This is a genomic window from Devosia sp. MC1541 (genome assembly GCF_012847305.1).
In the GTDB taxonomy this organism is placed as follows: domain Bacteria; phylum Pseudomonadota; class Alphaproteobacteria; order Rhizobiales; family Devosiaceae; genus Devosia.
Genome location: NZ_JABBDZ010000001.1, coordinates 151,531 through 164,370 on the forward strand (window position 1 = coordinate 151,531; position 12,840 = coordinate 164,370).

The following is a 12,840-nucleotide window of genomic DNA, read 5'->3' on the forward strand; positions in this document are numbered from 1 at the left end:
GACGTGACAGGTGGTCATTATACTGGGCAGGGTGTGGTCCTGCGCAGTCTGGGTACCCACTCCATCGGATTAAAGCTGGACGGAGCGACGAGTTCAGCAGTGCTGAGTGACAGTACCATCAGCACGGCCGGGAGCCATAGCTATGGAATTGCAGCTACCTCGGGCGCACAGTTCGTCGCCGAAAAAGTGGGAATTACCACAAGTGATGACGGAGCTGACGGCGTTCTCGCTCAGAACACAGGTACTGAAATAACGCTCCGCAACTTAGATATTGTAACGCAAGGTCCTTCGGCGCGCGGCATTCGGGTGTTGGACGGTGCGTTCGTCAGTGCTGAACAGATTGCTATTGTTACCGAGGGAAGCGGAGCTTCCGAAGCTATCCGTGTCGAAAACGGTTCCGAGATGACCTTGGTTGACGCAGATATCTCCGTTCTGGGCAGTGACTCTTGGGGGATTTTGGTCGACACGAGCGTCTTCGACGCAAGCGGTATCCAGATTGCGACTGATGGCGCTAATGCTACTGGTGTCGATGTATATGGTGCGGGCGCGTGGGGGGGGCTAGGTTCTGGCACTATCGAGACCAAGGGCAGCAATTCCTACGGTGCGGGCGCAGGCGCTGGTGCCGAACTTTCCCTGGAACATTTTACAATCACCACGTCTGGTGGTGGAGCAGTCGGTGTCTATGCTTGGGGCGCAGGGTCACTCGTGGACCTCAGTGGACCTCAGAGCAGTGACGGTTGAGACGCAAGGGTCGGCGTCATATTCGCTTGAAGCGCAGCTCGCCGGGAAAATCCAAGCTTTCGGCGGCACCTTCACGACGTCGGGTGCTTCTGCCCATGGTATTGCGGCATTTGATGGTGGTGTGGTCGAGGCGTCAAATGTCGATATCGCGGTAACAGGAACTGATGCCTCCGCCATTGCCATTTGGAATGTATCAGCGGCGGATACCAATAGTGTGACCATCAATGGAGGCAGTCTTTCTGCCTCCGCGGCACCAGTGATGTTGGTAGATGGGGGCATAGGAACAATCGCTCTAAACGGCGCCATTGATATTGTCGCGCCTACCTCAACTCCTCGTTCCGTCCTACTTGCCGTAAAAGAGTCATCGGTTGGGTCCAGTGATGTCGACGTGACGCTTACCGACGTTACTCGCGTTCATGGCGATATCGATGTCACTGGGGCTGGAAATGTGCGGAACGCTACCATTGATGGCTCGGAGTGGATCGGCGATCTCTTCGCTGACAGCAACAACACAGCCAATATTGCCCTCAAGGGCGCACGCTGGACCGGTATGGCAACTAACGCCAGCACAGTTTCTCTCAACCCCTCCGTCTGGACAATTACGGGGGACTCCAATGCGGCCTATGTCGACAACGCGGGTGAGCTAAGATTTGACCCAGCAGCCGCTGGTTTTCCGATCCTCGTTGCCAGGGACTATTTCGGTCGAGATGGGCGCTTGCGCCTGAACACGCAGCTGGATGGGGACGGTTCTCCGTCAAACCTACTCGTTATTGACGGCGGTACAGCGACGGGCAAAACCACAGTCTCCATAAACAATGCAGGTGGTTCCGGTCAGCAGACTATCGGTGACGGCATTCTGGTGATCGACACACGGGCAGGCGGAATGACTGCCCGAGACGCTTTCGCGCTTGGCGGTCGGGTCGCCGCTGGCGCTTATGAATATGTTCTGCAGCGCGGCAGTTTGACCGGTGGTGACGACGACGATTGGTTCTTGAGATCGCATGTGCCCATTGCCGCTCAAGCGGACATCCCACTTTATAGGCCGGAAGTTCCTCTATACGCGCCTATAACGGATCTTTCCCGCCGCATGGGCATGACGTTGGTCGGAACATTGCATGAGCGCGTTGGTGAGCAGGCAGGCATGGGACCTAGCTCAGATGCAAGGCTCATGAATGCTGTGTGGACTCGTGCCATCGTCGAAGGGGGCCGCGCACAGTGGGGTGGCGAACTCAATGTTAACGCAGAAGATGTTCATCTGCTGGGCCTACAAACGGGCGTTGATATCTATCGCGGCGAACACGAAGATGGTCGTCGCGATCATATCGGTGTTTATGGCGCGCTCGCTGCTTCTAAGGCGCAAGTTAGCGGATACGCGCTTGGAGCATCGCAACTCCCTGTGGGCGTAGTGGAATTGGGTGCCACGGCCGTCGGCGCCTATTGGACACATTACGAGCCCAACGGTGGTTACATCGATGGTGTCGCGCAGGCGCATTGGACACAGGTCGCCGCGATCTCAGACTATGGCATGCGTCTCGATACAGAAGGGCTGGGTCTAACGGCTTCGGTCGAAGCGGGGCAGCCCATTGCGCTGGATCAAAACTGGACGATCGAGCCGCAAGCGCAACTGATTTATCAGACTATGCGATTAGGTTCTACGGAGGACGATATTTCTCCGGTCTCGTTTGGCAGCACAGATGCGCTCACAGGTCGAGTGGGGTTCCGCCTCCGGCAAGGCTCCTCAGCGAGCGATAAAAAGCTTCAACCCTATGTGAAGGCAAACCTTTGGCACGGTTTCCGGGGCATCGACACAACCTCATTTGCCAGTCACGCCATGGAGACGCCCTTCGGCAGCACCTCAGCCGATGTTGGCGTCGGGTTCACCGCAAAAATCAGCCGTACAGCGAGCGTATACGGGCACGTCGATCACCGTTGGTCCCTCGGTGAAGGGCAAACGTCAGCCTCAACACAAGGCGTTTTGGGCGTTCGGGTTAATTGGTAGGCAGATAGTTACGGTCCTCTGGGACGGGCTGGCAGTATATTTTAAGCGTCATATCAATTGAACTGTCCGCCTCGGCCAGGACTCATACTGAGCGATCGGCAAAGGCGGACAGTTTGGACACTTACGCCGAGACAATGCCGCTTACGGCTTTGAACATGCTTTCAGCTGTGTCGCCGGTGACGATGGCGCCGAGGAGGGGGGCGGCGATGCCGATTTCGCGGAGGCGACGGGCGTCAGCGGGTGTGAGCGCGAGTTGGCTCGGCAGAATGACCGGCACATCGACCGCATCAACAATTGCTTTGTATCGCGCCAAATCGTCTTCCGTCATCGCGGTGCGGTAGCGGTCAAAGGTCATGATTGACGCTTCGATGATGCAGCCGGGAATAGCGGCGATGCGCTGAAGATCTTCGGGCGTGCTGGTTGAGGCCAAAGCAGGCATCGGGCGCAGTTTGGATTTCAGCAGATGCGGCTGGAGGTGGTCGACATAAACGTTGAACCCCTGAAAGCCGAGGTCGTACAGCGCGTCCATCTCCGCTTCGCTTGGCACGATTTCTTGCCCGGCCATTACCAATAGTGGGCAACCAAGTTTGGCCAGTTCCTCAAAGAACGGTCTTTCTTGCGCAAAAGTGCCGAAGGTGCGGTCGGTTGCGCGGTGATAGGCGTTCAAATGGGTCTTGATCGCCGTCGCACCGGCATCCAGCGCTGCTTTTGCGAGATCGATGTCATGGCGCGCCAAAGACACGATCACTGGGAAATCGCCGTTGGTGAGCGAGGCATAAAAGGGGGTAGTCGCGTACATTAGTTAATCCGGTTGCCGAGTGCGGCGTCGAATAGGTGGACCGCAGAGAGTTCAGGGGCAATATGGATGGTTTCGCCGGGCTTGGCGCTGACCCGCTCGCGGAACACGCCGACGATTGTTTGGCCACCCATTGTCATTGTGACCTGCGTTTCAGAGCCCATTGGCTCGACGAGACCGACCACTGCGGCAATGCCGGACGACGCCAGCGAGAGGTGTTCCGGGCGGATACCGTATTTGACCGGACCAGTTGGTGAGACGCCTGTAGGAATTGGCAGGGTGACGCCATTGCCGACGAAATTGCCGCCCTCGATGGTCCCCGAAATGATGTTCATTGCGGGCGAGCCGATGAAGCCCGCGACAAAGACATTTTCCGGACGATCATAGAGATCGAGCGGCGCGCCGATCTGCTCAACCTTGCCGCCATTCATGACGACAATCCGATCGGCCATGGTCATGGCTTCGATCTGGTCGTGGGTCACATAGACCGTGGTCACGCCGAGACGCTGGTGCAGGCCCTTGATTTCGCCGCGCATAACGACGCGCAGCTTGGCGTCGAGATTGGACAGCGGCTCGTCAAACAAAAACACCTGCGGGTTGCGCACGATAGCGCGGCCCATGGCAACACGCTGGCGCTGGCCGCCCGAGAGCTGACGGGGATAGCGCTCAAGGAGCGGGGTGAGCCCGAGAATGTCGGCCGCCCAATTCACACGTTCGGCGATTTCAGCCTTGGACGCGCCACGGTGCTCAAGCGAAAAGCCCATGTTGGTGGCAACCGTCATATGCGGATAGAGCGCATAATTTTGGAACACCATGGCAATGTCGCGGTCCTTGGGTTCAAGTTCATTGACGACACGGTCGCCGATGGAAATGTCGCCACCACTGATGGTTTCAAGGCCCGCGATCATGCGCAGCAGGGTCGACTTACCGCAACCAGAAGGGCCGACGAGCACGATGAACTCACCATCGGTGATGTCGACATTGATCCCGTGCAGGATGTGAGTGTCCCCGTAAGACTTGCGGACATCGTTGAGAGAAACTTTGGCCATGGATCAGCCTTTCAGACCGGTATGGGCAAGACCTTCGACAAATTGCTTTTGCGCCACGATGAAGACGATGAGCACCGGAATAGCGGTCATGGTCGCGGCAGCGAGCTGAATGTTCCACATGGCTCCACCATAGGCGTCCGTGAACTGGGTCAGCGCCTGGGGCAGGGTGAACATGTGCGTCGAGGAAATGAAGACAATAGGCTCGAGGTAGAGGTTCCACGAGTGGAGGAAGGTGAAGATGGCGACCGCGCCGAGCGCTGGCTTGGCCAGGGGCAGGGCGATCTTCCAGAAGATTTTAAACCGGCCCAGACCATCAACACGCGCGGCTTCTTCAAGTTCGCCCGGCAGGGAGATGAAGAACTGACGCATGACAAAGGTCGCGAAAACCGATGGCGCACCAAAAATCGGCACGAGAATGAGGGGCCAATGAGTGTTGACCATGCCCCAGCTCAGGAACAGCTGGAACAGCGGAACGATGGTGACTTCGGACGGAATAAGCAGGCCCAGCAGCACGATCATGAAGATCGCGTTTGAGAAGGGAAACTTGATCCGAGCAAAGGCGTAGCCCGCCATGGACGAGATGACCATGGTGCCTGCCGTGACGATGGCTGCAATATAAGCCGAGTTCCAATATTGGCGTGCGAAGGGCTGGAGCTCAAACACCTTCTGATAGGTGGTCCAGTCAAAACGACGGGGCCAGATATCGGGCGGGAAAGCGAAGATGTCGCTGATCGGTTTGACCGATGAGGTAATCATCCACCAGGTCGGGAATACGAACGGCACCAGCAGCACGCAGAGCAAGCCGTAGAGCGCCACCTTCATGCGGGGAGAAAGATCAGTTTTCATAGAACACGATCCGCTTGCGCATCTGCCACTGAACGACGGTGAGGACCGCAACGATGACAAAGAGTAGGATTGAGAGAGTGGAGCCGTAGCCGAAGAAATTGAACTGGAACGCCTGCTGGTAGAGGTAATAGACCAGCACCGTGGTCGACACGCCCGGCCCGCCCTTGGTCAGGATTGCGATCTGCGCAAAGACCTGCAGCGAACCGACAATCGTGATGATCGAGGTGAGCAGCATGGTTGGCGAGATCATCGGCAAGGTGATGCGGCGGAATTGCTTGAACTGGCCTGCGCCATCGACGCGTGCTGCCTCATAGAGTTCCTTCGGCACGCCCTGTAGGGCCGCGAGGAACAGGATCATATTGAGGCCAACGTTCTTGAAAACCTGAACGACGACGACCGAGATCATGGCCGTGTTGGGGTGGCGCAGCCAGTTCGGACCCTCGATGCCAATCATGGCAAGCAGGCCGTTGATGCCGCCGTTCACCTGCAGCAAGAAGCTCCAGACGATCGTCCATGCGACGAGAGAAACCACAACTGGCGAGAAGAACAGCGTGCGGAAAACGACAATGCCTTTGAGCTTCTGATCCATCAAAATGGCCAAGACCAGCGCAAGGCTCATATTGAGAACGACGAGGCCCAAGCTAAAGACGGCCGACGCCCACAAAACCGGGGGGAGGTTTGGGTCGCGCAGCAGCATCTGATAGTTGGCGTCACCCACAAAGGTGAAGGTATTCGCCAGCACGTTCCACTCGTGCAGCGAATAATAGAACACCAGCGCAAGTGGCATGAGAACGAAGACGATCGTACCCACAAGCTGCGGTGCGATGAAGAGATAGCCGGCGGCCGCATCGCGACGAGCGATGGTCCAGAAGGGCGGCTTATGCGGCGCTTGTACTGGCTGAGACATTGAGGTTCCTGCGTCTCCCTCCCGCTTGCGGGGAGGGATCAAGGGTGGGGGTTAGCCACGGGCACAGTGTGTGCGGGGGCATACCCCCACCCTGGTTCACGACGGACTTGGCGTGCCAGGTCCTGTTCAGCTTCCCTCCCTGCGAGAGGGAGGGAAGAAGGAGCCGAAGCTCAAGTGGTGCTTAGCGCATCAACAGTGGGCTAACGCTCGAGCAGACGTTGTCGAGAACTGCGCCAACGTCAGCTTCTGCAACCCAGAGAGCGTCAAGCGATGCGCGGATGGTCTGCTGAATCTGAGCATAGTTGGTGTGGCCAGCCACAACATTGCCGGTGGAGATGCCGTTGATCACAACGGTTTCGATCTGTTCAGCCGAGAGCAGCGGATTGGTCGCGGTGAAGGTTTCGGTGTTCAGGAGAGCCGCACGCGCTGGTGGGAAGAACTGCGCCAGCTTTGCGCTGTTGGCTTCGTTGGTCCAGAAAGCGAGGAAGTCGACAGCAGCGTCAACATTCTTGCCCGAAGCAAGGGCACCAACACCGGCCTGACCGACAACCGAATAGGTGCCAACCTTACCAGCTGGAAGCGGAACGAGGTCCCAACCGAAGGCGTCTTCCTTTGGCAGCAGCGAAGCACGCGAGATCTGCGTGACGGTCATTGCTGCGTCGCCGGTGAAGAAGTCTACGTTTTCACCTGGGCCTGGGAAGGAGCCATCCTTGAAGATGCCGGTGTGGAAGGCCGTCATGGCTTCGACCATTTCTGGCGTGTTGAAGCCGCAAGTCTTGCCATCTGCAGACCATGCATCGGCGCCCCAACCACGGAAGAAGGCGGTCAGGTTCTGCCAGTTCTGATAGTTGAAGTCGCGGATGATGATGCCATCCTTACCTGCGTCAGCAACAGCTTTGGCCGATGCCATGGCATTGTCCCAAGTCCATTCGCCAGCCGCGATCATTTCGGCTGGAGTCTTAGCGCCAGCTGCGGTGATCAGATCGGTGTTGACGAACATCGCGAATGGCGAGGTCGAGAATGGGTAAGCATAGAGCTGACCATCGCGCTGCCAAAGTGCACGTGCGCCTTCTGTCACGTCGGCCAGATTGTAGCCTTCGATGGCGTTGAAGCGATCGGTGAGCGGAGCCAGTGCGCCAGAGGCAACAAAGTCCTGCGCGCTGGTTTCGAAGATCCAAGCCAGATCCGGTGCGTTGCCGCCTGCGATCTGAGTGGTCAAGGTCGTGGTGTAGTTGTCGAACGGTAGAGGTTCGAAGGTTACGGTCACGCCTGGATTTTCAGCGGTGTAAGCTGCCGCGATTTCGTTGAACAGCGCCATGTGCGCTTCGTTCGCGCTCCATGTGGTCATGCGCAGGTTCACTGCGTCGTGAGCCCATGCGACGCCGCTGAATGCGAGCGGCAGCATGATGCCGGCGAGGGCCGCAGTGGCCTTGAGCTGAGCAATACGGTTCATAATTCTCTCCCTTGAAAGTTTCTTAGTACCCACGGACGTCCGGCCAGCGGATCTCGATCCCCTCGCGATACAGCTGAGCTTGGAAGTCCTGGAGTTTTCCGTCGTCGGCCTGCACCTGGTGCGGGGTGAGGCCATTATTGAGGCAATGAGCGGCAAGCATGCCCGCCACTTCTCCAACGTTCCATTCCACCGGATGCAAGCGATAGCAGCCGTTGGTGATGTGCGTGGTGCCCATGTTCTTGCCACCCGCGAGGAGGTTCTTCACGCGACGTGGCAGCAGAGAGCCGAGCGGGATTTCGAACGGTGCGGATTCAACGTCCACATAGTTATCGCCGCCGGTAGAGGGGTGAAGGTCGATGCGGTACATGCCGATACCGACGCTATCACGATAGTTTTTCGAGAGATTATTGCCGTGGACGAGCATGGAAACGTCCTGCTCGACAATACGGGTCACCGGCAGAATGCGGCGGCTCTCGCGAATGTAAGGGGCCATGGCCAAGCCATGTTCGGTGCCGGTGATGTCACCGCGCAGGCGCAGGCCCGGGAAGCCATAGCCACCATCGGTGCGTGGCGCTTCGGTCTGCAGCCAGTAGAAGACCGAATAGGAAAGATCGGCAGCTTCCTTGAGCATGCGCGCTTTTTCGTCTTCCGACTTATCGATGATATTGCCATCGAGATAGTCGATCATCGGCCAGTTCACGAGGCAGATGTCGGAATTGTAAGCGCCCGGCACGAAGTTGCGACGCGCTGCAATACGGCGGAAGGTCCAGAGGTTGCCGTCGCCAGCATTGCGGCGCTGATCGGCATCCACTAGCAGCGGATTGTCATCCACATTCGGGGTGAATGTACGCGTGGTCTGCTCGAGCGTACGCGGATGCGGCGCGGTAAAGCCCAGCATAGGCCCGCCCCAGAAGTGCGGCTCGTAGGTGCGCCAGTAGTCGTAATTGTCCGGCTTATCGATGACGTGATTGCCGTCGACATGGTCCATGGCAAAGCAAACCGAGACGGCCTGAACATTGTCTGGCTGCGCTTCAGCAGGCGCGCTGGGTTCGCCAGTGTCTGACTGCGCTTCAAAGCCCGAAGCATATTCAGTGCCGGTCAGTGGCAGCAGATCGCCCAGTTCGGTGGCGTCGACAAAATACGGAGCCGAGCAGGTGATGACACGGTCGCTGTCGCGATGGCGCAGCGTTACGGACTTCACTTCGTCGCCGATAACTTCAGCCGAAATAGGCAGGTAGGGCTTTAAAATGGTCAGCTTGCCGCCGCCAATAGAGGGCGCGAGCATGCTTTCGAGAACGGCAAGGCCAACGCGTGGCTCTGCGCACAGGCGGCTGACATAGCCCGCACCGGGGTTAAGGTCATCCCAAGCGCGGCTGGCTTCGGTCAGCGGGTAGTGATCGCGATAGTACTGGCGGATACCCGAACGCAGTTTGCGATAGGAACGGGTAATCCCGAACTGTTCAACCCAGGAGTGCTCGTCGGGCGGAACGGCCTGACTGGTCAGCTGACCACCAATCCAGTCGTATTCCTCTGTCATGATAACAGAGCGGCCCGCGCGCAGAGCGCCGAGCGCTGCTGCAACACCGCCGAGGCCGCCGCCAACAATAAGAATATCTGCGTGAAGCTCTTTGGTCATAATTTCCGGTCGAGTTAGCGAGAAACGGGGCCGAGGGTGTCACCCTCAAGCATTTGGCAAGTGAGAAGCTGTTGCTGAACGTCTTCGTTCTGCTCCAAGCGTCGCACCAACATCTGAGTAGCGCCGCGCCCCATGGCTTCACGGGGGATGGCGAAAGAGGTGAATTTGCGGCCCGGCTCTTCGGTCCGAATGTGGTTGCCGAGCACCACGATAGAGAGCGCGTTGGGCACCAAGACGCCGCGCGCACGGGCGGCCGCTTCCAACCCGATGGCGTCGACCAGTTCGGTGCAGAACACACAGGTCACGCCAGCGGCCAGCAGGCCATCAAGCAGGGCATTGGCGTCTGAGCCGACATGGTGATGGGTAAAGGCGAGTTCCGCCCCAGCCATTTCCTGCTGGAAGCCTGTCCAACGGTCGGCACTCGATTCAGCGCCTTCTTTGAAGCCGATAAACCCAAGTTTTTGGTGGCCCATGCGCTTGGTGCGCGCCACGAGCTCCGCCGTGGCTTCCGCATAATCACTCCCGACATAGGGCACCGGCCCACCCGCATCATCACGTCGGCCAACAGCCACGAAGGGGAAGTCGCCACCGACGAGGCGCGGCAGTTCATCGCGATCAAATTGGCGTCCGAGAACAATGCAGCCATCGGCCAAGCGCAGGCGGACATTGTCGCCAAAAATTTTGCGCTTCTTGCCAGCGCCGGTCAGCAGCAGCAGGTCATAACCCAGCTCCTGCGCGGCATCTTCAATGCCCAGCAAGAAGGGGAGAAAGAAGTCGGCCTGATCGGACGGGAAGGCAGGTTCGTAGGTGAACACACCCAGAATGCGATTGAGCCCATTGACCATGCGCCGCGCGACAGGATCTGCCACATAGCCTGTGTCGCGAATGACTTTGAGAACCCGTTCACGCGTATCATCAGGAATGCGACGCGCATCAGAAGGCGAACCATTCAGAACGAGAGACACAGTCGCCTGGCTGACGCCAGCGAGCTGAGCAATATCCTTTTGCGTGAGTCTCTTGTGGGCTGCCATACGAGTTCTCCAATGTGCTGATACGTATCAGCGCTTATACGCATTAGCAATAGGGACGTGGCGTTGGGATACCAGGATTAGGGGTGTCGGTAGCCCGTAGAACAGGCTCTCGAATGTGAATTGATAAGCTCAACCAAACGGTTGGCGATGTGCGGTGAGTTAATCGACCAGCCGCAAAACTGTGTGCAGAAGTGTGTCGTTTTCGCGGTAATCGAGGTCTGGACGAACGGGCCAGGACCGATGAATCGGCCTTGGCGCCGGGCCAAATAATGTCGTCACGAAGCGGCTTTGGTGTGTCGTTTAAGCAGGCAGAAAAGACCCCTGCTCGACGTATCGAGCAGGAAAAAATGATTGCTAATTTCTAGGAGTTTAGCTGGGCCAAGCAGCAAGCGTTATGGGTGCCGATGAATAGGGTACGACCGTCTTGCACCACAGCCCGAGCTGCCTAACTGTTTAGCTTGCGCCAGGCTTAGTATTCTTCCTCAGCGTCGGGATGGAGCGGGTAGTAGCGCTGCAGGGACTCGCCCGCCATCAGCTTCATGCGTGAGAATTCTTCCCATTCGGCGTGCTTCTGGCCGTCTTCGATCACAGCTTGAGCCATGGAAAGGGGGACCACGACCACGCCGTCATCATCAGCAACGATAATGTCGCCGGGCACGACGGTAACCCCGCCACAGGCGATAGTGACATTGACCGCATTGGGGTAAATATCTGTCTGGACGTGGAAATTGGGCGACCAGCCTTTTAGCCACAGCGGCAAGTCCAGCTTTTCGACATTGGGCCTATCGCGCATTACGCCATCGATCACGATACCGGCGCCGCCACGACCTTTGAAATAGGTGGACATCATATCGCCGAAAATGCCGGAGCGCATGTCGCCGCGGGCGTCGACGACGACAACGTCGCCTTCTTCAACCTGATAGAGGACATGGCGATGCAATTGCGTCTCCGGGTCCGCATACTCGCCATGGTTGTAGAGGTCGGGGCGCTGCGGCAGACACTGCAGGGTCAAGGCTGGCCCACAGATCACGTTACCCTTGGTCTGCGGTAGAATGCCGGTCATATGCGGATTGCGGAAACCCATGTGTCCCAGCGTTCCTGCAATTGTTGCTGTACCGAGGCTGCGCAGTGCTTCAATAATGTGGCGTGGTGGCCGGGTGATTTTTGCAATCTCGATCATGTCAAATCCCTCCTATGCAATCCGTTTTGCGAAATATCAGGCGAACCAAGTCGTGCCGGGATATTGATGCGCTCGTGCGACCTCTTCATTGAGCTCAAGCCCAATACCGGGGCGGTCGGAGAGGGTGATTTTGCCGTTCTTGATGATCTCGCCACCGTCGGTGATCGTCGACCAATAGTCCCGGTGGAACCAGTGATACTCGAGCACGAGGAAGTTCGGCACGGTCGCGCACACATGGGCCGAGGCCATGGTGCCGATCGGCGACGAGACATTGTGGGGCGCGAAGGGGATGGAATAGAGGTCCGCCATTTCCGCGATTTTGCGACACTCCGAGAGCCCGCCGCATTTGGGAATATCGGGCATGATGATGTCGACCGCTTGCTGTTCGAGCAGTTTTCGGAAGCCGTGCCGGAGATAGAGGTTTTCGCCAGCGCAGATTGGGGTTGAGGTGCTGCGCGTGATTTCGGCCATGACGTCGATATTCTCGGGCGGCACTGGTTCTTCAAGCCACATGAGCTTGAGCGGTTCGAGATCGCGGGCGAGGCGAATGGCGCTGTGCTTGTCGAGGCGCGTGTGCAGATCGCACGCTACATCTACCGATGGGCCCGCTGCGGCGACGACCATATGGGCGAGCTCGACCATGCGCTCGTGCTCCCACTTATTGGGAGTCATGTTGAAGGCGTCTTTCTGGTACCAGCCGGTTTCGCTGCCCGTGTGCCCATAGGCGCGAATGTCGAGATCGACTTTGAGGGCAGAAAACCCTGCTTCGAGCACTTCATCGACCACGGCCTGCACTTCAGCCATATTCATGCCCGGAGAAACTTCACAATCGCAGTAAAGGCGGATGTCGTCGCGGAACTTGCCTCCCAGCAGTTCATAAATTGGGACGTTGAGCGCTTTGCCTTTGAGATCCCATAGCGCGATTTCAATGCCCGTCAGGGCGGTGATGAGGGCGCCTGCGAACCCGCCCTCGAAAACGCGGCGGCGACGCAGGTCTTCAAACAATGCGTCGATGGCAAAGGGATCGCGCCCGATCAGCATTTCGGTGAGTTCATGCTGGATAATGGCGATGGCCTGATGCCCGCCATGAACGCATTCGCCGATACCGGTAATACCGGCGTCCGTTTCAATCTTCACCCATAGGTGCATGCAGTGGCCGGTGGTGGCCGCTGTTTTGACCGACGTGATTTTCATTGTTCCCC

11 protein-coding genes are annotated in these 12,840 nt (G+C 57.9%); 2 read left to right on the forward strand and 9 right to left on the reverse strand.

The window, feature by feature from the left end; all coding sequences use genetic code 11:
- Positions 1–99: 99 nt before the first annotated feature.
- Positions 100–741 (forward strand): hypothetical protein, encoded by a 642-nt coding sequence (locus HKD40_RS00685; protein ID WP_169193797.1) that lies wholly within the window; start codon positions 100–102, stop codon positions 739–741.
- Positions 731–2,740 carry an autotransporter outer membrane beta-barrel domain-containing protein gene (locus HKD40_RS00690; protein ID WP_169193798.1) on the forward strand — a complete coding sequence of 670 codons (2,010 nt, stop codon included), beginning with the start codon at positions 731–733 and terminating at the stop codon, positions 2,738–2,740. The genes HKD40_RS00685 and HKD40_RS00690 overlap by 11 nt, the downstream gene beginning before the upstream one ends.
- A 121-nt stretch (positions 2,741–2,861) precedes the next feature.
- On the opposite strand, the gene HKD40_RS00695 is transcribed toward HKD40_RS00690, so the two are convergent.
- The 9 genes from HKD40_RS00695 to HKD40_RS00735 form a co-directional block, all read right to left on the reverse strand.
- Complete coding sequence (locus tag HKD40_RS00695; RefSeq protein WP_169193799.1) at positions 2,862–3,539, reverse strand: hypothetical protein; 678 nt, start codon at positions 3,537–3,539, stop codon at positions 2,862–2,864.
- Positions 3,539–4,585, reverse strand: a complete 1,047-nt coding sequence (ugpC, locus tag HKD40_RS00700; RefSeq protein WP_169193800.1) for a sn-glycerol-3-phosphate ABC transporter ATP-binding protein UgpC — start codon at positions 4,583–4,585, stop codon at positions 3,539–3,541. The genes HKD40_RS00695 and ugpC overlap by 1 nt, the downstream gene beginning before the upstream one ends.
- Positions 4,586–4,588: 3 nt before the next feature.
- Positions 4,589–5,431 (reverse strand): carbohydrate ABC transporter permease, encoded by an 843-nt coding sequence (locus tag HKD40_RS00705; RefSeq protein WP_169193801.1) that lies wholly within the window; start codon positions 5,429–5,431, stop codon positions 4,589–4,591.
- A complete protein-coding gene (locus HKD40_RS00710; protein WP_169193802.1) occupies positions 5,421–6,338 on the reverse strand; it encodes a sugar ABC transporter permease in 918 nt (305 codons plus the stop codon). The genes HKD40_RS00705 and HKD40_RS00710 overlap by 11 nt, the downstream gene beginning before the upstream one ends.
- A 181-nt stretch (positions 6,339–6,519) precedes the next feature.
- A complete protein-coding gene (locus tag HKD40_RS00715) occupies positions 6,520–7,791 on the reverse strand; it encodes a sugar ABC transporter substrate-binding protein (RefSeq protein ID WP_169193803.1) in 1,272 nt (423 codons plus the stop codon).
- A gap of 22 nt (positions 7,792–7,813) precedes the next feature.
- On the reverse strand, positions 7,814–9,427 hold the full coding sequence (locus tag HKD40_RS00720; protein ID WP_169193804.1) for an FAD-dependent oxidoreductase: 1,614 nt from the start codon (positions 9,425–9,427) through the stop codon (positions 7,814–7,816).
- A gap of 14 nt (positions 9,428–9,441) precedes the next feature.
- Positions 9,442–10,458, reverse strand: coding sequence for a LacI family DNA-binding transcriptional regulator (locus tag HKD40_RS00725; protein WP_169193805.1), 1,017 nt, complete (start codon positions 10,456–10,458; stop codon positions 9,442–9,444).
- A gap of 469 nt (positions 10,459–10,927) precedes the next feature.
- Positions 10,928–11,638: a ribonuclease activity regulator RraA gene (locus tag HKD40_RS00730; protein WP_169193806.1), complete on the reverse strand. Its 711-nt coding sequence runs from the start codon at positions 11,636–11,638 to the stop codon at positions 10,928–10,930.
- 36 nt (positions 11,639–11,674) lie between these two features.
- Complete coding sequence (locus HKD40_RS00735; protein WP_169193807.1) at positions 11,675–12,832, reverse strand: mandelate racemase/muconate lactonizing enzyme family protein; 1,158 nt, start codon at positions 12,830–12,832, stop codon at positions 11,675–11,677.
- Between the last annotated feature and the right edge of the window lie 8 nt (positions 12,833–12,840).

Bases quoted from the DNA above. Each gene is read 5' to 3' on its own strand.
- ugpC (WP_169193800.1), bottom strand. From the start codon at position 4,585: ATGGCCAAAGTTTCTCTCAACGATGTCCGCAAGTCTTACGGGGACACT.
- HKD40_RS00730 (WP_169193806.1), bottom strand. From the start codon at position 11,638: ATGATCGAGATTGCAAAAATCACCCGGCCACCACGCCACATTATTGAA.
- HKD40_RS00710 (WP_169193802.1), bottom strand. From the start codon at position 6,338: ATGTCTCAGCCAGTACAAGCGCCGCATAAGCCGCCCTTCTGGACCATC.
- HKD40_RS00725 (WP_169193805.1), bottom strand. From the start codon at position 10,458: ATGGCAGCCCACAAGAGACTCACGCAAAAGGATATTGCTCAGCTCGCT.
- HKD40_RS00705 (WP_169193801.1), bottom strand. From the start codon at position 5,431: ATGAAAACTGATCTTTCTCCCCGCATGAAGGTGGCGCTCTACGGCTTG.
- HKD40_RS00720 (WP_169193804.1), bottom strand. From the start codon at position 9,427: ATGACCAAAGAGCTTCACGCAGATATTCTTATTGTTGGCGGCGGCCTC.
- HKD40_RS00735 (WP_169193807.1), bottom strand. From the start codon at position 12,832: ATGAAAATCACGTCGGTCAAAACAGCGGCCACCACCGGCCACTGCATG.
- HKD40_RS00715 (WP_169193803.1), bottom strand. From the start codon at position 7,791: ATGAACCGTATTGCTCAGCTCAAGGCCACTGCGGCCCTCGCCGGCATC.
- HKD40_RS00695 (WP_169193799.1), bottom strand. From the start codon at position 3,539: ATGTACGCGACTACCCCCTTTTATGCCTCGCTCACCAACGGCGATTTC.